This is a genomic window from Bradyrhizobium sp. P5_C12 (assembly GCF_054049735.1).
Genome location: NZ_JBFULU010000056.1, coordinates 1 through 22,116 on the forward strand (window position 1 = coordinate 1; position 22,116 = coordinate 22,116).

Here is a 22,116-nt window from a genome sequence, read left to right on the forward strand (position 1 = left end):
AATTCGGAGAGCGTGCTGACAACGCTGACGGACCGCGAGCGCCAGATCATGCGTCTGGTCTCCGAGGGGTTGTCGAACAAGGAAATCGGGCGGCGGCTGAACATTGCCGACGGCACCATCAAGGTGCACCTTCACAACATCTTTCAAAAACTTGAAATCAGCAATCGGACGGTGCTCGCGGCCCTCGCCATCGCGGAACATGATCGTGCGGCCGTCCCCCGGGAGAAGGCGCCGCATCCGGGATCGACAAGCGAGGAGCGCTGAGAGGCTCGTCACGCACCACCATTCCCGGTCGATGCTCCCACTGCAATGGGCAGGCGGCCTCTATTGGATGCGCCGACCCGGCCGGAAAGATCCTCGTGAGCCCGCCCGACGCCGGCTTTCTTGCCGGGAGGCCCTGGTTCAGTCGCGCGTGCGGCAGGCCTTCCGTAACATCGACGGCCACTAAGCCGGTCCCAAGCCGTGATCGATAGCGACCACCCGGCCCATCATCCATCTCCTTGGCGGACGATGATGACGGTGCGTCTGTCATGGCGACGCCCCCGGCAACGCAACCAATCGGTCGGGAACAAGCAACTTTAGCAGCCGAAGACTGATCTCAGGCGCCGCTTGTTTGGCGAGGTCGATGTCCGGGAGGCTTAATGGGGTAGTCCCTCAGGCTTGGCGCCTGATCCAAAATCGCAGCCAAGGCATCGGGCGGGAAGTGTATTATATTCGTCATCTGCGGCTCTGGGTCGATCGCAGTTTGTCCGCTGTCAGGTAAAACGTAGTCGCGGGCTATAACGAACGGTTCCAGACATGATCGCAGAGATGTGCCGATTGGATCTTGGCACATCCGGAGCGACGGCCCTGGCCCTTCCTTCCTGCCCCCCCAGTGGTCAGGGTCGTTCTCTCCGGACGGCCTGCCAGCAGGACCGGAACTCTGTGGTTGAGCTGAAAGCAAGTACGCGGGCGCATCCTGATGTCCCTTCAGTTTCACCGTGCCGTCGAGGACATGGAAATTTGGAGCGCGACCGGCGACGGCTTTTCCTTTGTCATCACGTATGAGAGCCCTGCCGGTGCCGGCTTTCATGGACGTGCCGGCTATGTGGCGTCGTGGCGGCAGCTTTATCAGGGTAACGGCGCGATCAAGATCGGCGGTTCGGCGTTTGCAACTTTCGCGGAGGCCGAGCAGGCCTGCAACGCGATGCTTGGGCATCTGCAGGGGCCGTCGCCGAAATGAACTGTGCGACCTGCAGTCAAGCGACGTCGGCATTCGAGCAGTTCTGGCCCGCGAGGAGGGCCGCCAGATCGACGCGGCCCCAAGGCCAGGCTGCCGATCAGCACGTCCAGCCGTCAGGCGGTGTTGCCGGCGTCGACCGTCACCACGGTGCCGCTGATGTTCCGGCCGCCTTCGCCGAGAAGATATTCGACCACGGAGGCGACATCGTCGGCTTCGGGCAGGTGGCGCAATGCGCTGCGGCGAGCGATGCGCCGGCGGCCTTCGTCGTCCAGGGACCCGGTCAATTCCGTATCGATGAAGCCAGGCGCGATCGCGTTCACGGTGATGCCGACCCTGCCGACTTCTCGGGCCAGCGAACGGGTGAAGCCGGCAACCGCGGCCTTGGACGCGGCATACACGGACAGGCCGCTGTAGCCGGTCGAGGCAACGATGGAGGAAATGTTGACGATCCGTCCCGCGCCGTCGGCCATCATGTGGCGCGCCACGTATTTGGTCAGGATGATCGGCGACAGGACGTTGAGGCGAATCAGGGCCTCGATTTCGGAATTGTGCATGGTGGCCAGCAGCCCATCGGTGCCGATTCCGGCATTGTTGATGAGGCCGTAGATCGCGCCGAATTCGTCGCGCACCGATTTTGCGAAGGCCGGGATCGCATCGATCGCCGCAAGGTCGCAGGCGCGGAAGTGCAGGCGCCGCTGCGCTTGCCGGACTGCAGCCGCAAGTTCCCCGCTCTCACGGCGCGCCACCGCGATCACATTGTAGTCGCCGGATGCGGCGAGCCTGCGCGCAATGGCAAGGCCGATACCGCGGCTGCCGCCGGTGACGAGGACGTTATGCATCGGTGCGCGCCAGTTTCCCCGCTGCCGTGACGTCGAGCCGCTCGACGAAACGGATCACCGCGGGCACCTTCCATACTGCCAGGCAGTCCTTGCACTGGCTGAGAATCTCCGCGCGGATCGCCTCATGGCGCTCCCCATCGGTGCCGTCGGCGAGGATGACGTCGGCGACCACAATGGCGCCGGTGATCGGGCTCCTGCGCGATCGCGCGCGCGACATCTGGACGGAGGCGTGCCGGTTGATCACGGCCTCCACCTCCTCAGGATGCACCTTCAACCCGCCGATGTTGATAATGCCGCCGCGCCGGCCGACGAAGTGGTATCGTTCGCCGCGCAGCTCGACAATATCGCCGGTATCGACGAAGCCATCGGCGTCGGCGAGCGGCGGCGCATCGGCCCCGACATAGGCGCGCGCGGTACGCTGGGAGCGGATTCGCAGCGAGCCGTCGACCACCTTCATCTCCACGCCGTCGCGACTCCGCCCGATCAGGTCGGCAGGAAACCCCTCGCGCCCGTCGTCGACGCTGAAACCGACGCCGGCCTCGGTCGAGGCATAGGCGTGACCGATCGACGCCTGCGGAAATGCCCGGGCCAAGCCGTCGAGCACGGCCTGGTCGGCGATTTCGCCCGACAGGCGGACATAGCGCGGCGAGAAATTGGCGGACGCGCCGCTCATCAGCAGCTTGCGCCAGTGCGACGGCGTCCCGGAGATGTGGGTGACGCCGCCGGCGCGCAGCCGCGCCACATGGGCCGCGATGGCTTCCCCGGGCTCGGAAAGCACCATCGATCCGCCGCCGATCACGGCTCGCAGGAAGATTTGCAGGCCGCCATAGCGGCGGATATCGTAGAACGTCGCCCAGGTTGCGTCGCGGTAGCGCGCAGGCCCGTCGGCGATGATCGCGCCAGCGAGTCCATCGAGCGTATGTCGGACGATCTTCGGCAGCCCCGACGTCCCCGAGGTCAGCATCAACCATTCGGTCGCATGGTCGATCTTCCGTCCCACGGCCCTCCGTTCGGGCAGGTCGATGCCGATAATAGTGCGCTTGCCGGCACTGCATCGGTGTAGCGGCCGATCGGTGACGATGGTGTCGATCCCGGCCTGCTCGAGCAGGACCTGCAGGAGATCCCAATCGAGGTCGGGCGGGCATAGAAGCATGCGGCGGGCGACGCCGTCGAGCTCGATCATTGCAAGCGCGGACAGCAGCTGTCGCGACGTCGCGAGCAGCACCGAGCGGCCGGACAACGCGAAGGATCCGCCAGTCAGGCAGCTGTGCTCGATCATGTCGGTCAGCGACACGCTGTGCCGGGCATCGGAAATCGAGCGGTGCTTCGACCCCGCGCCGAGATATTGGCGCAACGCGATGATGTCAGGCGGGGACATTCTCGTAGGCTCTGACAAACTCACCGAGGGTAGACGGGAAGGCTGCGTCCTCGGCGACAGTGAAGGGATCGATACCGAGCTCGTCCTCCAGCCGCGCAACCAGGATGGCGAATGCCAGCGAATCGAACCCGATGTCGTTCAGTGGCAGGTCGTCCTCAAACGGCGGAAGCGTGACCTTCTGTTCTTCGGCGATCTGCTTCATCGCGGAGAAGATCTTCGACTTGACCGACATTGTACACCTCACATTTCGGCTTTTCGGGCCGATGTTAGAGTCTGATTTCGCCCTCAACGATGCGCGCGTAGACGGCCCGGTCGATCGAACGATAGTCACCGGTCGCCGGATCACGCAGGAACAGCGGATCGTCCACCGCCGAGGGATCAAATCCCTCGCGGATCAGCCGCTGTTTCTGCTGCTTGAAGGTGTCGGTCGTATCGAGCGCCCGGCACAGCCTGACGAAGGCCGGAACTGCATAGGGCGGCAGCCGATACGAAAGGTGTTCTCTGAATATCCCGAAATCGAAATCCCGGTCCACCACCAGGGCCGCCATGCCGGCGCGGCCATCGGCCCCGGACACCGCAACTCCATAGGTCGAGGCGTCGAGAACGCCGTGGCAGTCCCTGATTGCGTCGTTCACTTCGCTGGTCGCGACGTTCTCGCCCTTCCAGCGAAAGGTGTCGCCAACGCGGTCTATGAAGTGCAAATACCCCTGCTCGTCGCGCAGCATCAGATCACCGGTGCGGAACCAGGCATCGCCCGCAGTGAAGACGTCGCGCAGAATCTTTTTCTCGGTCTCGGCGGGATCCGTGTAGCCCTCGAAAGGTCCGCCGTCGCGACTGGCGCTGCCGATACGTCCGATAGCCTCGCCGGTTTCGCCAGGGGCGCAGGCGATGCACAGCCCTGCGGCGCTCCGGATTGGGCTACCGCTGTCGGCATCGACCTTGACGATCGAGGCGGGAAAGCGATGCGCCAGAACCGGCGGGATCCGGCCGATCGCGCCCGGTTTTCCGTCCACATTGAACAGCGAAAAATTGCCTTCCGTTGCGGCATAGAATTCGAGGATCTGCGGAATCGCGAACCGGCTGGCGAACATCTGCCATATGTCGCCGCGCAATCCGTTGCCGACAGCCAGCCGCAGCCGGTGTCGCGCCTCTTGCTCAGACGCTGGCGCCTTCAGCAAATAGCGGCAGAGCTCACCAATATACTGGAAGACGGTGCAGTCGAAACGCTCGATGTCGTTCCAGAAGCTGCCGGCGGAAAATTTCTCCGCAATCACGACCGAACCGCCCGCGCAGAGCATGCTGCAGGGAGCCGCGACGCCGCCCACCGAGTGATGGAGCGGCAGGCAATCGTAGAGGCGATCGTCGGGGGACGCGTCCGTCAGTCCGGCAAACCAGCCGCCCCAGGCGAGGATGCGGCGATGACTGACGTTCGCCGCCTTCGGTAGGCCCGTGGTGCCCGAGGTGTAGATGAGGAGCGCGCGTCCATCGATCGTGACGTCGCCACGTTCGGCGGCGGACAGCGGACCTGGCTCGAAGGCGGCGAGCGCCGCATCCAGACCGCCGCCTGGATCGCCGGTGCCGAGGCTCCAAATTTGCGGCACGCGGTGCAGGTGCGGACGTGCGCTCTCGAACGCATCGACGCAATCGGCCGCGAGGATGAGGTGATCGGCCTGCGCGACGTCGATACAGTGGGCGAGCGACTGGCCGACCAGCCTGGTGTTGATCAGTGCCACCGTCCCGCCGACGCTGGTGATGCCGAGCCAGCAGGCGAGGTAGTCCGGCCGGTTCGGCATCAGCACGCAGACGGTGCGGCCGGCATGGAGGCCGAGGTCCCGCGCCCAGCGCGCATACCGGTTGATCCGGGCGGTGAGTTCGCCATAGGTGAAGGATTGGCCATCCGAGAGCAGGGCGGGCCGCCCGGGCTGACGCTGTGCCCAATCCTCCACGACGTCGGCGAACAACCGATGCGGCCGGGCTTCGAGCCGTGCGGTGAGTGCGATGGCTTGCAACCAGGTCTTGGCGGCGGACTGTCTGCGCCGCGGAACGTCGGGTCTGGTCGCTCGCTGGATCACGGTTGTCTTCGCGACGGGATCATGCGGCTGGGCTGGATCGGCGTCCGCGCGCACCCGCTCGATGCGGTTCGCTTGGTTGCCGAAGCAGAACCTCTGTTCAACTGGCTTCATCCCGACCCGGGTCCGAGCTGGTTGAGGATCATCCGCTCCATCGCCTTCACCGATTGAAAATTTTCCGGCGTGATCTCGAATTGGGGAAGGATGAGATCGAACTCGGCCTCAACCTTGAGCATCAGCTCGACCATGCCCATCGAGTTCAGCCCGATATCCACCAGCCGTGACTCCGGGTGAAGATCGGCGGTGATCGCGTTCTGCTGGAGGACGCTTCTGACGACGGATAGAACACGATTCTGGACGTTGACGGTAAGGTCGTGCATTTCGACTGCCCCCCTCGCCGTGACCGGGCTGATCACAATCCGGAGGCGACGATACCCAACTGCTCCCTCGGTCAATAGCTCTGCTTCGGAGGTACCTCGCCCGGGAGCGGAAGCTCCTTGACACCCACTTCTGCGCCAACGACGCGGCGAGGGAAGTGGGCTAGTTGTCAATTTTGAGCGGAATTCTTCTCGATCCGGCTGCGCGCCGTCCAACCATGAAACGGGAGGCTTTGGCCCATGACTGTGCAGGAAGTTCAGTTCCGCAACGTCGCCACGGAAATCGGCCGGATAGCGTTCTCTCCCGACGGCTTCTCGTTCCAGCAGCGGACGGCAAATGTCGCGGAGGTCGCTGCGGCGGAGGCCGAGGCGGTCGATCGCGAGGCGCGCTTCCCGCGGAAGGCGATCGACGCGGCGCGCAAGGAGAGACTTCTGGGCGCTCAGATTCCGATCGAGTTCGGCGGGGGCGGTGCGTCTATCTCCGAGGTGGCCGATATGTGTTACGCGCTCGGCCGTGCCTGCGCTTCGGTCGGGATGATCTTCGCGATGCATCAGACCAAGGTCGCGTGCCTGGTTCGCCACGGCGCGGGCAGTGGCTGGCACGAAAGTCTCATGCGCCGCGTGGCTGCCGAGCAGCTGCTGCTGGCATCGTCGACCACGGAAGGCCAGAACGGCGGAAACATACGCTTCAGCTCGGCCGCCGTCGAGAGCGCCGGCACCGAGATTTCGCTGGTGCGCGACGCGACGGTGATTTCGTACGGCGCCGAGGCGGACGGCATCATCACCGTCGCCCGCCGCTCTGACTCGGCCGCTGGATCCGATCAGGTGCTACTGGCCATCACCCGAGACGAATATACGCTGGAGCCCACTCTCGGGTGGGAGACGCTCGGCATGCGTGGGACCTGCAGCGCCGGCTTCAAGCTGAATTTCAGGGGCGCCGCGGACCAGATATTTCCCGTGGCATACGAAAAGATCCATGYGCAGACAATGACGCCCGTCGCCCACCTGTGCTGGTCCTCGGTCTGGGCGGGGATCGCGGCTGCGGCCGTGGGCCGGGCGCAGCTCTTCATCCGCAAGGCCGCCCGCGGATCTGGCGGCAATATGCCTCCCGGCGCGGCGCATTTCACCGCCGCCAAAATGACGCTGACGAAACTGCGCGCCATCATCGCCGCGAATCTCCAGTTCTATGAAGCTCGCGAACGGGACGAGCGCGCACTGTCGTCCGTCGAGTTCCAGTCCTCGATCAATCTTCTCAAGGTGGAGGCCTCCGAGCTCGCGGTTGCGACCGTCATGCACGCGATGCGCGCCTGCGGGCTGTCCGGATACCGCAACGACACCGACGTAAGTATCGGCCGCCACCTGCGTGACGTGCTTTCCGCTCCGATCATGATCAACAACGATCGCATCCTCGCCAGCATGGGTACCGCCACGCTGATGAGCACGGTCCCGGACTCTCTGTGCGATTGATTGTCCTCTGAAAAGGAAACGGCCTGATGAAAGTGGCCATTGTTCAAGCACCGGCGGACTCCACTCCGCCACCGGGCGATCCGTTGGATCACCTTGCCGACGCGCTGTTCCACGAGATGGGCTCTCCCGGCGTCTATGGCCGTACCGCGCTCTATGAAGACGTCGTGGAGCGGATTGCGGCGGTGATCTCACGTAATCGCGAACCGAACACCGAGGTGATGCGCTTCCCGCCCGTCATGAGCCGCACCCAGCTCGAGAGGTCGGGCTATCTGAAGAGCTTTCCCAACCTTCTCGGCTGCGTCTGTGGCTTGCACGGCACGGAGAGCGAGATCGACGCGGCCGTCAGCCGCTTCGATGCGGGCGGTGACTGGACCGCGTCGCTCTCGCCGGCCGATCTCGTTCTGTCGCCGGCCGCCTGCTATCCAGTCTATCCGATCGCGGCGAGCCGAGGGCCCGTGCCGGCAGGCGGCTGGAGCTTCGACGTGGCCGCCGATTGTTTCCGTCGCGAGCCCTCGCGCCATCTCGACCGGCTGCAGTCCTTCAGGATGCGCGAATTCGTCTGCATCGGGAGCGCCGATCACGTCTCGGCGTTCCGGGAGCGCTGGATCATACGTGCACAGAAGATCGCCCGAGATCTCGGGCTAACCTTCAGGGTCGACTATGCCAACGACCCGTTCTTCGGCCGGGTCGGGCAGATGATGGCAGTGAGCCAAAAGCAGCAGGCGCTGAAGTTCGAACTGCTGGTGCCTCTGCGCTCCGAGGAGCGACCCACGGCCTGCATGAGCTTCAACTACCACCGGGATCATTTCGGTACCACCTGGGGCATCGTGGATGCGGCCTCCGAGCCGGCCCACACCGCCTGCGTGGCCTTCGGAATGGACCGTCTCGCCGTCGCCATGTTCCATACCCACGGCAAGGACGTCACCCTGTGGCCGATCGCAGTGCGGGAGCTGCTTGGCCTGGCGCAGACCGACCGCCGGGCGCCGTCAGCATTCGAGGAGTTCCGATGCGCCAGGGAAGTCGGGAGCTAGCCCGGAATCGGAGAGCCGAAGGGCCAGCCTCCATGAGGCGAGAAACTCTCGCCGTCCACGGCGGCTTTGACTGCGATCCGGCAACAAAGGCCGTTGCCGTGCCGATCTACCAGACGGCCTCTTATGCATTCGACAGCGCCGACCATGGAGCCGCGCTCTTCAATCTTGAAGTGGACGGCTTCCGCTATACGCGGATCGGCAATCCGACCAACGCGGTGCTGGAGAAGCGCGTCGCCGCCCTGGAAGGAGGCATCGAGGCACTCAGCGTGGCCTGTGGTCAGGCCGCGGTGAACTATGCAGTGGTCAACATCGCGGAGATGGGCACCAACATCGTCTCGGTTCCGCAGCTTTACGGCACCACGCATACGCTGTTCGCGCACATCCTGCCGAGGCAGGGTATCACGGTCCGGTTTTCGGAAGACGACCGGCCGGCGAGCGTCGAGAGACTGATCGACGACGATACGCGGGCGGTGTTCTGCGAGAGCGTCGGAAATCCGGCCGGAAACGTCTGCGACATCGAAGCGATGGCTGAGGTGGCGCACAGGCACGGCGTCCCGCTGATCGTCGACAACACGGTGCCGACACCGATCCTGCTCAGGCCGATCGAATACGGCGCAGATGTCGTCGTGGAGTCGCTGACGAAATTCATGGGTGGGCATGGCACCACGCTCGGTGGAATTATCGTCGACGGCGGCAGGTTCCCGTGGGCCGAGCATCGCCGGCGCTTCCCGATGATGAACGAGCCGGAGAAATCATATCATGGGCTGGTCTTCGCCGAGCGCTACGGGGCCGCCGCCTACATTGCGCGTTGCCGCGCCGTTTCCCAGCGGACCACCGGCGCCGTCCTGGCGCCGATGAACGCTTTCCTGCTGCTCCAGGGCATTGAGACCGTCGCGCTGCGGATCGAGCGGCACGTCGAGAATGGCGAGAAGGTCGCGCGGTTCCTGCGCAATGACCGCCGTGTCGGATGGGTGAATTATGCGGGCTTTCACGACAGCCCCTATTACGCGCTAACACAGAAGTATCTAGGTGGTCGGGCGTGTTCGCTGCTGACTTTTGGCGTGGCTGGAGGCTTCGAGGCGGGCAAGCGGTTCTACGACGCGCTGAAGCTCTGCAAGCGGCTGGTCAATATTGGCGACGCGAAAACGCTCGCCTGCCACCCCGCATCGACCACGCACCGGCAAATGTCGGCCGAAGAACAGGAGAGAGCCGGCGTGCGGCCCGAGATGATCAGGCTGAGCGTCGGAATTGAGCACATCGACGACATCGTCGCGGATCTCGATCAGGCCCTCGGCGCCGCGAATTGAGGTTTCGCCAACCATGAAGGCACTCGCATGACTGTCTTGATCGACGTAGATTCGCCTGAGCACCACCTCTTATCGAGAGCGCCGGACCGAGGCGCCCATGCGATGGTGTCACCGGGAAGCCGGGCGGAGTGCCTCGACATCGGGCTCATCAACAACATGTCGGATGCCGCATTGATGTCGACCGAGCGCCAGCTGTTCGACCTGCTCGCTGCGGCTGCCGGACGACTTTGCGTCAGACTGCATTTCTATACGATGGAGGCGACCCCCCGTTCGGAATGGGGGCGGGATTACGTGCGTCGATACTACCGTGGCATCGACGATCTGCTGAACAGACGCCTGGATGGAGTGATCGTGACCGGCGCCGAACCCAGAGCCGCCAGTCTGACGGAAGAGCCATACTGGACCACCTTCGCCGAGATCGTTGACTGGGCCCGGGAGAATACCGTGTCGTCGGTGTTTTCCTGTCTGGCCGTCCATGGGGCCGTCCTGCACCTGGACGGCGTTACGCGCCACAAGCTGCCTACCAAATGCTTCGGTGTCTTCGCTCAAACAAAGACGAGACATCACCCCTTGATGCAGGATGTGCCGAGGACCTTCCGAATTCCGCACGCCCGGTGGAACGAGGTGCAGGAGGAAGATCTCTCGGACTGCGGATATTCGGTTCTCACCTGGTCGGCGGAGGCCGGCGCCGACTGCTTCGTCAAGCAGCAGAAGAACAGCCTTTTCGTCCATTTCCAGGGCCACCCGGAATACGAAACCCAGAGCCTGCTAGGTGAATATCGAAGGGATATGGGTCGCTTCCTCCGGGGAGAGAACGAGGTCTGTCCGACGATACCGAGGGGCTATCTGAACGAGGGCGGGGAAGAGATACTGATCGCTTTCCGACAGAAAGCCCTTTCCGACAGACGTCCCGAGCTTTTTGCCGACTTTCCGGCCGATCAGCTGACGAAGGACCTGAGCAACGTCTGGCATCTGCCTGCCAAGCGCATATACCGCAACTGGTTGCTGTACATGGCGTCGCAGCGAGATGGACGTTCAAAGCCGTTGGGAGCGCGAGAAGCGGCTCTCTCTGCGGCCGGAATTCCGGTCCATCGCCATGGACGCAAGTTGGTTGCCGCTCGATCCGCTCGTCTGGCGCGCTCGCCAAACCCGGTGACCAAGAGGCGGCTCGGATACTACGAGTGAGAGTTCGGACCATGATCCGATGCCGTGAGATAGGAATAGCCGATCTTGACGCCATCGCCGATCTCCTGACACGCGGCTTTCCGATCCGTTCGCGCGACTACTGGATCGACGGACTCCGGCGCCTGTCTGTGCGCGAGACGCCCGACAGCTTCCCGCGCTTCGGCTACATGCTCGAGCACGACCGGGCGCCCGTCGGTGCTCTGCTGTTGATCCACACCGCAAGGAACAACGGTGGAAGCACCTCCATCCGCTGCAATCTCTCCAGCTGGTATGTGGAGCCTGCCTTTCGCAGCTACGCACCGATGCTGACCAAGGTGGCGCAGCGCCACAACGACGTCACCTACGTCAATATCAGTCCGGCGCAATGGACTTGGCAAGCCATCGAAGCGCAGGGATTCCGCCGCTATTGCGGCGGCTTGTTCTTCTCCTTTCCGGCGGTGTCGCATCCGGTCAAGGCGATGCGCGTGGAGGTCGTCCGGCAGGACGTCCAGGCGATCGACGGCTTGTCCGAAGCCGACGTCGTGCTGCTGGCGCGTCACGCAGCCTACGGCTGCCTCTGCCTGGTGTGCCGCGCCGCCGATGGCCGCGCCTTTCCGTTCGTCCTGCAGCCGATGCGCGTCGGCCGCATCAGGCTGCCGGCGATGCAAATGATCTATTGCCCCGATGTGGCCGATTACGTCGTGTGTGCCGGCGCTATCGGCCGCTTCCTGCTGCGGCGTGGCCGGATATCGATTGCGCTCGACGCCAATGGCCCTGTGCCTGGCCTCGCCGGCATCTACAGGGAGCCGATCGGCCGCAAATACTTCAAGGGCCCGCATTGTCCCCGGCTTGCCGATCTGTCGGATTCCGAGCTGGTGATCTACGGACCATAACTCAGTCGTTCGAAAATGGAGGTTCGTCGTGGTTCCCAGCACCAGTTCCGTCAACCATTCGCGGACATGGACATTCTTTCGCGGCCAATGGCACGAGGGCAACGTGTCGATCATGGGGCCACGCACCCATGGGCTCTGGCTCGCCTCGACCATCTTCGATGGCGCGCGCGCCTTTGAAGGTGTGATGCCCGACCTCGATCGTCATTGCGCCCGCGTCAATCAATCTGCGATCAACTTCGGGCTTAAACCGGTCGTCGATCTCGGCACGTGGCTCGGACTGGTGCGTGAAGGTATCGCCCGTTTCCCTGCCAATGCCGAACTCTACATCCGCCCGATGTACTGGCCGCAGAATGGCGTCGGCGGCGGCGTGCTCTTCGATCCGGAAACGACCGACTGGTGCCTTTGCATCTACGAATCGCCGATCCCGCAGCCTGTCGGCAGCGCGATCACGCTGTCGCCGTTCCGCAGACCGACCGCCGAATGCGCGCCGGCCGATGTCAAGGCCTCCTGTCTTTACCCGAACAGTTCCCGGGCGCTCATGGAGGCTGCCTCGCGCGGCTTCCAGAATTGCCTGATGCTGGACATGCTCGGTAACGTCGCGGAGTTCGGCAATTCGAACGTGTTCATGGCGAAAGACGGCGTTGTCTTTACGCCGGCGCCGAATGGCACCTTCCTGAACGGAATCACGCGGCAGCGCGTGATCGAGCTCTTGCGCAGTGACGGCGTCACGGTGATAGAGGCAACGCTGCGCTATGCCGATTTCGTCGGTGCGGACGAGATCTTTTCGACCGGAAATTTCGCCAAGGTCGCGCCGGTGATCCGGATCGACGGCCGGCAACTCATGCCCGGGCGCTTTTATGCGCGGGCGCGAAAGTTGTATTGGGATTTTGCCCACGAGGTGAAGCTTGCTGCGTGAGAGGACATCACGGAGCAACATTGGGAGAGGATAGGTCACGACTATCAGGACGGCTTTCGCGGTCGCTTGGAGCCGGGACGGGCCCTCCGCGAACTCAGGATTGCGTGCCAGCCGCAAACCTCGCGCCGCTCAATTTGGAGACTTTTTCCGTGAGAGGAGACGGAATAGTGGATATCGCAATGTAGCTGAACCGCCGTGCTCCCTCATGAAGCGAGAGCAAGGCTCGCCATCATCAGGCCGATGGCCGCGATCCAGCCTCCGAGCGCGCGAACGGTGATCGTCCGCCAAGAGGCCGAGCCGTCCGGCTCGGCCTGTCTGAACACGACGGTTAGAGCCATCGTGAGTGTGATCATGGTGTAGCCGACGCAGACCAATCCTGCCGCGAACAGCATTCGGTCGATGTCGGGTCCGAGGTCTGCGCCGTTCGCAGCGCCGCGAATGACGGCCGATCCGAATGCAATTGCGCACAACGCGGATGTGGGAATTCGCGCTGCCGCCGCGAGCATCAAACCTATCACCAGCATCATCGTGGCGTCCGCAAGTCCCGCCGAAGCCGCGCCGAAAATGTGTCCGAGAGGCAGCCCGGCCAGCAGCCCAAGCGGAAACACCAGGATAAGCCAGCGCCCCTTTGAAACGCCGAGCGAGCCAGCCAGCACGCCCATCGCGATCCAGAGAATGACGTCCTGAAGATCGGTGAAGGGATGCAGGGCCCCCATATAGAAGTCGCCGAGCCGGGCCGCGACGATATGTGCCTCGGCTGGGTTCGCCTGCGCGAGCAGGACGGCGGCGCACATCAATACCTGGCCAATTCTCCGTTTCATGCAACGGCTCCGAGGCCGTGCGCGAGGAAGTAGCAGCCGATCCCTGCGATGCCGGCCCCAAGTCCCTGGATGGCGCGCTCGCCGGCGGGCCAGCGCGTCAACGTGCCGATCGCGATGCCGCACAGATGCAAGAGGCCGGTGGCGGTGACAAAGCCGACGCCGTAGGCCAGCGCATTCGCTGCGCGTGGAAGCTCGGCCCCGTGCGCATGACCGTGAAAGATCGCGAAGATCGCAACGACGAGGGCGGCAGCGGGAAAGGGAAGCCGCAGTCGGGCGGCGACAGCCACCCCCAGGATCACAGCCGAAACGGCAATCATCACCTCCGGGACCGGAAGCGGGACATGCAGCACGCCAAGGACCCCGCCGATCGCCATGACGAGCGGGAAGGTGATCGGCAGGATCCAGATTGCCGGGGCGCCGAGTTGCGCACCCCAGATCCCGACGGCCACCATCGCAATCAGGTGGTCGATGCCTGTTATTGGGTRGAGCAGACCGCTGGCGAGGCCGCCGGCGACGCCAGCCTGCTCGTGCGCGAGCGCCGGTTGCGTCAGTGCGAAGGCAACAATCGCAGTCGTGAGGGCTCGGAATATGCGTAGATACATTGTGTGTGCGACTCTCGCTCAGATTGCGGCGAATACGCGCGCCAGGCGGCCGAAGAACCAGAACATCGATATCGACCCGATGACATAGGCCGGGAGGGCCTCGCCCCAGCGCGGAACGACGGCATCAAGTCGTCGGTGCGCCCAGATCAACGCGAGCACGAGGAGGACGAAGGCAAGCTGCCCGATCTCCACGCCGATATTGAAGAACAGCAATGCCGCCGGCAGGAGGCGGTTTTCGAGCCCAAGTCCCGCCAGGGCGCTCGCGAAGCCGATGCCGTGAACCAGACCGAAGGTGAACGCCACGACCCAGGGATAGCGGGCGGTGAGTCCGATTTCGCCGCGCTGCTGTTTGACGATTTCCACCCCGACGAACGCGATGCTGAGTGCGATGCAGGCGTTGAGCGGACGTTCCGGTACGCCGATCACGCCGAATGCTGCCGCAGCAAGCGAAGCGCTGTGTCCGATCGTGAAGGCGGTGATCGTCTTCACCAGACGCCAGCCGCCGCCGACGATCCAGATCAGACCCAGCACGAACAACAAATGATCTGCGCCGAGCAGAATGTGATCGATTCCGTAGTTCACATAGGTCTTGGCCAGTTCGACCCAGGCCTCCAGCGTCGGCGCGCCGGTGCCAAGAACGGAGACGACGGGATTGGCCGTCGAGATCGTGTAGCTGCGCGGCTCGCCCTCGATCGGAATGACCTTGATCAGGACGACCGACATGTTGGAGCCGAGATTGGTGATGGTGATCGAGCCAACCAGCCCCTTCTGGCCGCAGTTCATCTCGGGCAGGCGGAGAAAGCAGTGGGGTGGCATCCGCAGGTCGACCCGCGAGGCGCCGATCGAGGGCTCTATGCTCCAGCGGCCGACAAATGCGCCGGGCCGAACCTCGCGAAACTCGAGCACGCCCATCGCCGCTTCGTGCGCGCTGAGCGCCGATGGCCGGATGAGCGCGGCCAGGACCAGGGTCAAGGCCAGCAGCGCCAATCGCAGATGCCGGATCGCCGTCACTGTTCGTACCGCACCTGGTAGGACGCCTTGAGCCGCTTGACCGCTTCCCAGGCACGCTTGCGGGTTTCTTCCGTATGCCAAATCCTGGCGGCCTCATCCCGAACCTTGTCGAGACTGGCAAGATTTCCCGGACGCTGGGAGTCCAGCCGAGCGACGTGCCAGCCGTCCTTGGATTGCAACAGCCTCCATTCCCCCTGCGGCATCGTCAGCAGCCCGTCACGGAAATCCTCGCCGAACGATGCCGCGAGACTCGCGACCGGCCGGGCGAGGATGGCGCGCGTGAGATTCTGCAGCTCCTCGGATTCGCGCTGCTGGGTGATGTCGTCGAGCTGGCGCTGTGCCGTGGCCTGATCCGTCGGAGGGGTGATGTAGAACGAAACGCGCTCCGGCTCGTCGAAGCGGACGTGGTTCTCCACAAACCACGCCTGCAACTGCTCGTCCGAGGGGCGCGGGACGCGGATCTGGTCGAAGATCAGCAATTGCATCTTGTAGGCAATCCGATCGCGAATCGTCTCGTCGCCGCGGTCCACGGCAAGCGCCTTGCCTTCGCGGTAGAGGATTTCGCTCGCGACCCAGCTGTCGATCATCTTCTGGAGCTGTGCGTCGGAAGGAGCGCGTTCCTTGTCCTCGTCGAAATTGTCGATGAAGGACTGGCGCATCGCCTTGGTCACGGTGATGACCTTCTCGTCCTTGGCGGGCGGGTGCAATACCGCATCGATGCCGAAGATGATCGCTCCCAGCAGAGTGAAGTGCAGCAAGGGTTCGCGCGAGAGCCGCACAAGCACGGAAACTAGAGTACGCGAAGGCTTGGTCGCGCCACGGGCGACGGCGTCCGGATCCGAACCTCCGGCGCGCGATATCGGAAAGGACTGCACTTCAACTGGTGTCGCCGGCATTGACATGTGGTTGTCACAAACTCTCGCACGCGCCGCCGCTTTATGCGGCAGGGCATTTCATCTGTCATCTTCATTCGCACACGCGAGGCGGAAAATGCAACGGACGTGCGCGAGAGGCAAGATGCTCCACGGAAAGTGCGGGCTTGCTCCGGTCCAACACAAATCCTTCACGAAGTTGTATCGTAACTCTGGTCATGATCGCGCCCGCAGGGATTCCGCTCACGCGGCCGGGTGAATTGGTGCTCAATTCCCGGGGGCTCTGCGGTTTCGCGATTTCTGACTTGAATGAGGGGCGATAGATGTTTCCATCTGGCAAGACGATCCTGTTGACCGCCGCATCGGCATCCTTGGCGCTGACGCAGAGCGCTGCAGCCGAGGGCTTTGGGCGCGACGAGCGCCGTGGCAATCCGTATGTCGCCGGCGACATGCACAATCACAATACCTGCACGGATGGTTCGGTTGCCGCCGGCTACACGATCGACCGCGCGGTCGGGCGCGGCACCGCGTCCGCCGGTGGCAACAATTTCGACCTCGACTGGTTCACGCTCGGCAACCACGGCGGTTCCGGCAATCGCGACTGCCGCTTCAGCGACACCAGCGCCAATCTTCCGGGACAAACCACGACGACCTGGAGCCAGACGCTCGGCCAGACCATCGACGGGATCACGATCTCCAGCCTGAAGGGCACCCCGAACGGCAGCGGCACCGGTGCGCAGATGTGGCGCTGGCAGTCGATCCGCGAGGTCGAGTATCCGACCATCGTCGATCGCTCGGCGAAGTACGACAAGGTGCTGATCGAGGGTCTCGAGTGGATCGCGCCCGGCCATGAACACGTCGACGTCGCCGTCATCACCGGGCAGCACCCGCGGAGGGGGACCGGCAACGCGGACAAGATGGCGGAATTCGAATACCGTTTCGACCGCGCCGACACCGATGCGATCGGCCCCGTCATCGACGCCGGTGGCAATCAGCTCTGGACCGGCAAGGACAACGTCAACAACACCGGCACGGCGGGCCACCAGAAGGCGCTCTCCGGCATCAAGTGGTTGCAGGCCAGCTATCCGCTGCAATCCTACGTCATCCCGACCCACACCGAACGCCAGGGACCGTTCAGCTCGACCGCCAACAAAGGCTATAACATCGAGCATTTCCGCGACTTCAACAATGCCGGACCGACGGTTGCGTTCGGCATCGAATCGCCTGGTCACTTTGCCGAAGGCGGTGCCAATGGCGGCTCCGGTTCTTACACGCCCAACGCGGTCGGCGGCGGCACCTACGGCATGAGCGGCATTTACACCGCGAAGGTCGGGGGCCTGTGGGACGGCCTGCTTGGCGAAGGCCGCAACTTCTTCATGTATGTGAGCTCCGACTGGCACAGCCGCGGCGCGGGCGGCGCGCGCGACTCCTTCACGACGGCCGATTTCATTCCCGGCGAGTACACCAAGCTGTATGTTCCGAATGCGGGACGGTTCTCGTCGCAGCACGTCATCGACGGCATGCGTTCGGGCAACTCGTACTCGGTCAACGCGGACCTGATCGGCCCGGACATGGTGTTCCGCGCCAAGGCGCGCGGCGACGACTGGAAGACCATGGGTGAGACGCTGGTCGTGAGGCCCGGCGAAAAGATCACGGTCGAGATGGAGCTGACCGTCCCGAACGAGAACAACAGCCCCTACAGCTTCGACAATCCGCTGCTGGTGCCGGTGGGGATCAAGCAGCCGCTCAACAAGCCGGCGCTCGACCACGTCGATCTGATCACTGGCCAGATCACCGGCGTCGTTGCGCCCGACGCGCCCAATTATGCGGTGGCGAATGCCGCAGGCACGGCCGGCGCGGCGATCGTGTACAATCCGTCGGCCACCATCGCCCGGCAGATCTCCGCGACGCAGATGCACCGGTCGCATCGGGGGGACCCTGACGGCGTGCGGCTGAAGTTCACGACGACCTTTGTCGCCGGCACCAAGCCATTCTACATCCGCGCGCGCGGAACCAACATTCCGAACGGCACGCCGAACGTCAGCGATACCGCTGGCAATCCGTTGCTGGATGCCAACAACGCGCAGGTCAGCTGTACCGATCCGGCGTGCCCGGCGCATCTGGAGACGGTGAATGGCGCCAAGAAGGTGACCCACGACGTTCAGGCCTATTCGAACGTCTGGTTCCACGCCAATCCGATCTTCATCAGGCCGGAAGGCTCGCCGAAGCTCCTGGTCGAGACCAACGCGGAATTGGCGCGGCGACTCGGGCAGCGGGCCGACAACGACCACGATCATGATCACGACGATCATCATCATCACGACCACCACTGACGTGACGTGAGGCCATCCGGCGGGACGCATCGTGCGATGTGTCCCGCCGTACTTGTTTGGAAATGACTCATCCCGCCAGCACGCCCTCGATGTATCTGTTTCGCATCACCATCTGCGCACTGGGCCTCTTCGCTGGCCTCGGCTGCGGTGTGGCCGCACCTGGTGCTGCCGTGCCCGCCACGGACGAACCCACCCGGGAAGAGTGCCACGCTGCGGTCGCGGAGGCGCGCGCATTGGCCGCGGGTTTGCCGCCGGACCATCTCTCCCGCTACTTTGCCGAGCGGCACCTGCACCAGGCCTTGGCTGAAGCCGGCAACGGCGAATTCGACGAATGCCTGGACATGGCCGCGCGTGCCTCTGACGAGGTGCGCGAACGGCGCCATGAGCTGCGGCCGGGCGAGAGGCTGAAAGTGCTTGGGCCCGACGAATAGCAGGACCCCAGAATTTTGCAGATCCTGCATGCTGTCATCGCGGCGTCATCTTTGCCCGGGCATTGTCTGCCTGCGTTTCAAGAACAGGTAGACGTTGCGACATGGATCAGATCGAGCCGCTTTTCCCGATTCCCCTGCTGCGCTCGCCCGGGTTGCTTCCGTCCTCGCTGAACGAAGCCGCCGTGGCCGCGATCCGGAGCACCCGCGTCGAAGGCAATCTGCGCTCGGGCCAGCTGTTCCACACCGAAGTTGCCGATCCCCGCGACAACGAGCTGTTCCGCCAGATCGCCGAGCTTGCCGTCCCGAAGCTGGTCGATTTCGGCGTCCTTCTGTTCGGCGAAGAGCTGCGCTGGACCGTCAAGGAGATGTGGACCAACATGCTCGAGACCGGCGGCAACCAGACACTGCATTCCCACGCCAACAGTTTCGTCTCGGGCATCATTTATCTGACGCCCTCGCATGCGGCCTGCAAGACGGTCTTCGTGCGGCCGCCCGGCGGCTTTGACTTCTCCTTCCGGCATCACACGCGAAGCGCCGCCATTGGGCCCTTCAATGCGGGCAAGTACGTCCTGCCAGAGGCCGAGCCCGGCGATCTCGTGCTGTTTCCAAGCTACCTTTATCACGAGGTGCCGAGAAATCAGGGCGGGCAGCGAATTACGATCGCCTTCAACGCCATTCCCGATCATCTCGACTGCTGGGGCTATCGCGTCAACTTCGCGCCCTGAGTGGGACGGGCCGATTGCCCCTCATCGCTCGCCAAATTCGCGCAGCAGAAGCTCCCGCGCCTCGCCGCGCGATGGTGCTGCCTCGTCTATCTGATGCAGCAGGCGCGCGGCCGCTGCGCGGTCTGAGCTGATCAAGGATCTCGCCATGCCCATCAGCGGGCCATAGGCCGGATCGAACTCGGAGCTCCGGCGAAGCGCGTCGATGAGGCCCGGCGAAGCCGCTTCGATCAAGGCGCTCCCGCGCGGATCGCCCGGCAGAGACGCGCCAGCTTCGAGAAAGCGGTTGCGTGCGGCCCAGTAGGCGTTGAGGCGCACGCTCAACGCATCGCGCTCGGCTCCGCCGGGGAGGAGTTCATTCGGATCCGGCTGCATGTCTTTCGTGATGGCGAGCAGGAGCGACCAGGGTTCTGCCCTGAGTGCACGGACGTTTCGCCGCGCATCGAACGTCACGAACGGATAATCGTCCGTATTGCGCGGACCTTCGCCGGCGAAGGCGGAGAGCGCGTGCGGGCCGCCGAGATACTGGCCGAGCAGATCGATCGGTGTCTCGAAACCAAGCGGGCGCACAACGTGCCTGATCGCGGGATCGCGGAGCCGCGCGGCGAGCGCCTCCGTATCGAGACGGCCGCCATCCCTCGTTCCAATCAGCGCAAGCATCGGTGTGCGGACGCTGTAGTGATTGAGCCAGGCCGAGCCGTCGGGATAGACGTCGAGAAAGCCGCGGATAATGGTGCGCAGCGAGGGCAGATCGAGCTGATACAGCGGCAGCCATTGGCAAAAGATCCCTCCGGGCGCCAGCCTGCGTTTCACGGCTCCGAAATGTTCCATGGTGTAGAGCGCGCCGCTGCCGTCCAGCGCGGGATGAAACAGGTCGGCAATGATCACGTCATGCTGGCCGGTATCCGCCGCGACGTAACGGCGGGCATCCGCCACGGTCACCCGCGGCGCGGAAGCCGGCGGCGGATTGACGAACCAGGGCAGCAGGTCCACCACTTCCCGGGAGAGTTCGACGCCGCGCGCGCTGACACCAGGCATCTGCGCGCCGCCGACCAGGGTGGCGCCCGTACCGATGCCCAGGAACAAGGCCCGGTGCGGGGCCTCGTGAAGCAACAGCGGCAGCATCGCCTGCCTGTAGTCGGATCGCGTTGAACTCGTCCCGCCCATGCGGAAATGCCCGTTCACCTCGAGGTAGCGCGTACCTGCGGCATCGTCGACGACGCTGGCCGTCGCCATCGGCCCTTCACGGACCGCAAGCAGCGCTCCACCCGGCGGCACGCGCGTCAATGATGGCGGAGGATTGAGCCAGAGGACGAGCGCGAAGACCAGCGGTGCGGCGGACCACAGCAATGCCGGTCGGCCGGGCGGCAGCAGCAGCAAATAGCCCAGCGCGACGGGAAGCAGCGCCATCCATGCGCCAAAGGCCGGAATCAGGAATTGCGCCGCCACGAGCGGCGCGATGCAGGCGCCAAGACTGTTGATGCCGACCGCCGCTCCGACGGAGCCACGCTGATCGCTCACCCGTTGCGCCAGCAGGCCGAACAGTGCGCCCATCGCCGTCGCGGGTATCAGGAAGAGCGATATCGCCACGGCCAGTTCGCCGTATACGTCCGCAGGCGATGCGATCTCGGCCAGGCGGCCGGCATAGGGCGCAAGCGCCGCAGTCGTGATGCAGGCGAACGCCGTTGCGGCGAGCAGTCCGCGGAGATTTGCATCATTCGCATCTCGCCCGGTCCGCTGCCAGAGCAGGCTCCCCGCGGCGGTGCCGAGCAGGTACGCGGCCAGCAAGCCAGCGAAAGTGTAGACCGTGTCCTCCATCACCTGCGCGGCGAGCCGGACCACGAGGACCTCGAATGCGATTCCGAACAGTCCCGTGGCAAACAGGGTGATCGTGAGCCGCAAGTCTCGAATTCGTTCCGGCCGCTGGTTTTCGGCATCGGCTTGGCCCGCCCTCGATCCGAGCGCGAGCGCGGCCAGGGCGCAGAACGCGTTGACGCCGGCGAGGCAGAGCAGCGTTCCCGAAAATCCCAGCGCCGGGATCAGCAGGAATGTGGAGGCGAGCGTTCCGGCCAGGGCCCCGGCCGTGTTCGCCCCATACACGCCTGCCGTGACGCGGGCCTCGCAGCGCGCTTCGCGCGTCATCCGTTCCAGGGCGGTCAGGGTCCCGCCCATGGCCATCGTTGCGGGGAGCAACGCCAGCGTTGGCAGCGCCAGGCTGCCGGCCCAGAGCAGGACGGGAGACGGTTCGGTGCCGAGCAGAGGTGACAGGGCCCGGCCGGCTGCGGGGAGGAGCCAGACGCTGATCAGGCCCCAAACAGCGATGACGGCTTCAACGATCGCATAGACGCGCCATGGCGATCTCGAGCGGCGGATCAGCCGATCAAGCGCGAACGCGCCCAGGGCCAGGCCGCCGAAAAATCCGGCAATGACGCCAAGCACCGCCATCATCTCGGTGCCCAGCGCAAGGCTCAATTGGCGCGTCCACACGATCTCGTAGCCCAGGCCCGCAAAGCCCGACGCCGTCACGATCGGGATCAGCGCCCAGCCGTGGCTTGCAGCCTGACGAGCACGCACTGATGCAGCCTCGTCCTGCACCACGTACCCGAACCGCTCTGCCGAAGCGACCGCGGTGCTGTCCGGCTCAGATTGCATTCCCCCTCA

21 protein-coding genes are annotated in these 22,116 nt (G+C 64.2%); 11 read left to right on the forward strand and 10 right to left on the reverse strand.

Annotated elements, in window-relative coordinates:
* Together ACXJMY_RS32545 and ACXJMY_RS32550 are read left to right on the forward strand one after the other, a co-directional pair.
* Nucleotides 1-264: response regulator transcription factor (locus tag ACXJMY_RS32545; protein ID WP_456623439.1), on the forward strand; the 264-nt coding region annotated here is incomplete at its 5' end.
* Nucleotides 265-961: 697 nt separating this feature from the next.
* A complete protein-coding gene (locus ACXJMY_RS32550; protein ID WP_456623440.1) occupies nt 962-1,222 on the forward strand; it encodes a hypothetical protein in 261 nt (86 codons plus the stop codon).
* A gap of 113 nt (nt 1,223-1,335) precedes the next feature.
* Here ACXJMY_RS32550 and ACXJMY_RS32555 read toward each other — a convergent pair whose 3' ends face one another.
* Genes ACXJMY_RS32555 through ACXJMY_RS32575 form a run of 5 tightly spaced genes read right to left on the reverse strand, consistent with a single transcriptional unit; the run spans nt 1,336 to nt 5,888 of the window.
* Nucleotides 1,336-2,061, reverse strand: coding sequence for an SDR family NAD(P)-dependent oxidoreductase (locus ACXJMY_RS32555; RefSeq protein ID WP_456623441.1), 726 nt, complete (start codon nt 2,059-2,061; stop codon nt 1,336-1,338).
* On the reverse strand, nt 2,054-3,439 hold the full coding sequence (locus tag ACXJMY_RS32560; protein ID WP_456623442.1) for a class I adenylate-forming enzyme family protein: 1,386 nt from the start codon (nt 3,437-3,439) through the stop codon (nt 2,054-2,056). Before ACXJMY_RS32560 ends, ACXJMY_RS32555 begins: the two co-directional genes overlap by 8 nt.
* Nucleotides 3,426-3,671: an acyl carrier protein gene (locus ACXJMY_RS32565; protein WP_456623443.1), complete on the reverse strand. Its 246-nt coding sequence runs from the start codon at nt 3,669-3,671 to the stop codon at nt 3,426-3,428. The genes ACXJMY_RS32560 and ACXJMY_RS32565 overlap by 14 nt, the downstream gene beginning before the upstream one ends.
* A gap of 34 nt (nt 3,672-3,705) precedes the next feature.
* On the reverse strand, nt 3,706-5,622 hold the full coding sequence (locus tag ACXJMY_RS32570; protein WP_456623444.1) for a long-chain-acyl-CoA synthetase: 1,917 nt from the start codon (nt 5,620-5,622) through the stop codon (nt 3,706-3,708).
* The gene (locus ACXJMY_RS32575) at nt 5,619-5,888 is read right to left on the reverse strand and encodes an acyl carrier protein (RefSeq protein ID WP_456623473.1); all 270 of its coding nucleotides are present in this window, start codon (nt 5,886-5,888) and stop codon (nt 5,619-5,621) included. Before ACXJMY_RS32575 ends, ACXJMY_RS32570 begins: the two co-directional genes overlap by 4 nt.
* Before the next feature lie 237 nt (nt 5,889-6,125).
* Here ACXJMY_RS32575 and ACXJMY_RS32580 point away from each other — a divergent pair, with 237 nt between their 5' ends.
* Genes ACXJMY_RS32580 through ACXJMY_RS32605 form a run of 6 tightly spaced genes read left to right on the forward strand, consistent with a single transcriptional unit; the run spans nt 6,126 to nt 12,663 of the window.
* Entirely contained in the window at nt 6,126-7,352 is a 1,227-nt protein-coding gene (locus ACXJMY_RS32580) for an acyl-CoA dehydrogenase family protein (protein WP_456623445.1), read from the forward strand.
* Between the two features lie 26 nt (nt 7,353-7,378).
* Nucleotides 7,379-8,383: an amino acid--[acyl-carrier-protein] ligase gene (locus tag ACXJMY_RS32585; RefSeq protein WP_456623446.1), complete on the forward strand. Its 1,005-nt coding sequence runs from the start codon at nt 7,379-7,381 to the stop codon at nt 8,381-8,383.
* 32 nt (nt 8,384-8,415) lie between these two features.
* Nucleotides 8,416-9,690 carry an O-acetylhomoserine aminocarboxypropyltransferase/cysteine synthase family protein gene (locus ACXJMY_RS32590; protein WP_456623474.1) on the forward strand — a complete coding sequence of 425 codons (1,275 nt, stop codon included), beginning with the start codon at nt 8,416-8,418 and terminating at the stop codon, nt 9,688-9,690.
* 27 nt (nt 9,691-9,717) lie between these two features.
* Entirely contained in the window at nt 9,718-10,875 is a 1,158-nt protein-coding gene (gene metA, locus ACXJMY_RS32595) for a homoserine O-succinyltransferase MetA (protein WP_456623447.1), read from the forward strand.
* An 11-nt stretch (nt 10,876-10,886) separates the two neighbouring features.
* Nucleotides 10,887-11,747, forward strand: a complete 861-nt coding sequence (locus ACXJMY_RS32600; protein ID WP_456623448.1) for an acyl-CoA acyltransferase — start codon at nt 10,887-10,889, stop codon at nt 11,745-11,747.
* 28 nt (nt 11,748-11,775) lie between these two features.
* Complete coding sequence (locus ACXJMY_RS32605) at nt 11,776-12,663, forward strand: branched-chain amino acid aminotransferase (protein WP_456623449.1); 888 nt, start codon at nt 11,776-11,778, stop codon at nt 12,661-12,663.
* Between the two features lie 203 nt (nt 12,664-12,866).
* Here ACXJMY_RS32605 and ACXJMY_RS32610 read toward each other — a convergent pair whose 3' ends face one another.
* Genes ACXJMY_RS32610 through ACXJMY_RS32625 form a run of 4 tightly spaced genes read right to left on the reverse strand, consistent with a single transcriptional unit; the run spans nt 12,867 to nt 15,999 of the window.
* Complete coding sequence (locus ACXJMY_RS32610) at nt 12,867-13,484, reverse strand: HupE/UreJ family protein (protein ID WP_456623450.1); 618 nt, start codon at nt 13,482-13,484, stop codon at nt 12,867-12,869.
* A complete protein-coding gene (locus ACXJMY_RS32615) occupies nt 13,481-14,086 on the reverse strand; it encodes a HupE/UreJ family protein (RefSeq protein WP_456623451.1) in 606 nt (201 codons plus the stop codon). The genes ACXJMY_RS32610 and ACXJMY_RS32615 overlap by 4 nt, the downstream gene beginning before the upstream one ends.
* Before the next feature lie 18 nt (nt 14,087-14,104).
* On the reverse strand, nt 14,105-15,097 hold the full coding sequence (locus ACXJMY_RS32620; RefSeq protein WP_456623452.1) for a HupE/UreJ family protein: 993 nt from the start codon (nt 15,095-15,097) through the stop codon (nt 14,105-14,107).
* Nucleotides 15,094-15,999 carry a peptidylprolyl isomerase gene (locus tag ACXJMY_RS32625; protein ID WP_456623453.1) on the reverse strand — a complete coding sequence of 302 codons (906 nt, stop codon included), beginning with the start codon at nt 15,997-15,999 and terminating at the stop codon, nt 15,094-15,096. The genes ACXJMY_RS32620 and ACXJMY_RS32625 overlap by 4 nt, the downstream gene beginning before the upstream one ends.
* Before the next feature lie 293 nt (nt 16,000-16,292).
* Here ACXJMY_RS32625 and ACXJMY_RS32630 point away from each other — a divergent pair, with 293 nt between their 5' ends.
* The 3 genes from ACXJMY_RS32630 to ACXJMY_RS32640 all read left to right on the forward strand — a co-directional run bounded on the left by ACXJMY_RS32630 (nt 16,293) and on the right by ACXJMY_RS32640 (nt 19,458).
* The gene (locus ACXJMY_RS32630) at nt 16,293-18,302 is read left to right on the forward strand and encodes a hypothetical protein (protein WP_456623454.1); all 2,010 of its coding nucleotides are present in this window, start codon (nt 16,293-16,295) and stop codon (nt 18,300-18,302) included.
* Between the two features lie 89 nt (nt 18,303-18,391).
* Complete coding sequence (locus ACXJMY_RS32635) at nt 18,392-18,733, forward strand: hypothetical protein (RefSeq protein WP_456623455.1); 342 nt, start codon at nt 18,392-18,394, stop codon at nt 18,731-18,733.
* Between the two features lie 101 nt (nt 18,734-18,834).
* On the forward strand, nt 18,835-19,458 hold the full coding sequence (locus tag ACXJMY_RS32640; protein ID WP_456623456.1) for a 2OG-Fe(II) oxygenase family protein: 624 nt from the start codon (nt 18,835-18,837) through the stop codon (nt 19,456-19,458).
* A gap of 21 nt (nt 19,459-19,479) precedes the next feature.
* Here ACXJMY_RS32640 and ACXJMY_RS32645 read toward each other — a convergent pair whose 3' ends face one another.
* The gene (locus ACXJMY_RS32645) at nt 19,480-22,107 is read right to left on the reverse strand and encodes a spermidine synthase (protein WP_456623457.1); all 2,628 of its coding nucleotides are present in this window, start codon (nt 22,105-22,107) and stop codon (nt 19,480-19,482) included.
* Nucleotides 22,108-22,116: the final 9 nt, after the last annotated feature.

Bases quoted from the DNA above. Each gene is read 5' to 3' on its own strand.
- ACXJMY_RS32625 (WP_456623453.1), bottom strand. From the start codon at position 15,999: ATGTCAATGCCGGCGACACCAGTTGAAGTGCAGTCCTTTCCGATATCG.
- ACXJMY_RS32645 (WP_456623457.1), bottom strand. From the start codon at position 22,107: ATGCAATCTGAGCCGGACAGCACCGCGGTCGCTTCGGCAGAGCGGTTC.
- ACXJMY_RS32610 (WP_456623450.1), bottom strand. From the start codon at position 13,484: ATGAAACGGAGAATTGGCCAGGTATTGATGTGCGCCGCCGTCCTGCTC.
- ACXJMY_RS32550 (WP_456623440.1), top strand. From the start codon at position 962: ATGTCCCTTCAGTTTCACCGTGCCGTCGAGGACATGGAAATTTGGAGC.
- ACXJMY_RS32630 (WP_456623454.1), top strand. From the start codon at position 16,293: ATGTTTCCATCTGGCAAGACGATCCTGTTGACCGCCGCATCGGCATCC.
- metA (WP_456623447.1), top strand. From the start codon at position 9,718: ATGACTGTCTTGATCGACGTAGATTCGCCTGAGCACCACCTCTTATCG.
- ACXJMY_RS32570 (WP_456623444.1), bottom strand. From the start codon at position 5,622: ATGAAGCCAGTTGAACAGAGGTTCTGCTTCGGCAACCAAGCGAACCGC.
- ACXJMY_RS32555 (WP_456623441.1), bottom strand. From the start codon at position 2,061: ATGCATAACGTCCTCGTCACCGGCGGCAGCCGCGGTATCGGCCTTGCC.
- ACXJMY_RS32590 (WP_456623474.1), top strand. From the start codon at position 8,416: ATGAGGCGAGAAACTCTCGCCGTCCACGGCGGCTTTGACTGCGATCCG.
- ACXJMY_RS32565 (WP_456623443.1), bottom strand. From the start codon at position 3,671: ATGTCGGTCAAGTCGAAGATCTTCTCCGCGATGAAGCAGATCGCCGAA.
- ACXJMY_RS32600 (WP_456623448.1), top strand. From the start codon at position 10,887: ATGATCCGATGCCGTGAGATAGGAATAGCCGATCTTGACGCCATCGCC.
- ACXJMY_RS32640 (WP_456623456.1), top strand. From the start codon at position 18,835: ATGGATCAGATCGAGCCGCTTTTCCCGATTCCCCTGCTGCGCTCGCCC.
- ACXJMY_RS32585 (WP_456623446.1), top strand. From the start codon at position 7,379: ATGAAAGTGGCCATTGTTCAAGCACCGGCGGACTCCACTCCGCCACCG.
- ACXJMY_RS32635 (WP_456623455.1), top strand. From the start codon at position 18,392: ATGTATCTGTTTCGCATCACCATCTGCGCACTGGGCCTCTTCGCTGGC.
- ACXJMY_RS32575 (WP_456623473.1), bottom strand. From the start codon at position 5,888: ATGCACGACCTTACCGTCAACGTCCAGAATCGTGTTCTATCCGTCGTC.
- ACXJMY_RS32560 (WP_456623442.1), bottom strand. From the start codon at position 3,439: ATGTCCCCGCCTGACATCATCGCGTTGCGCCAATATCTCGGCGCGGGG.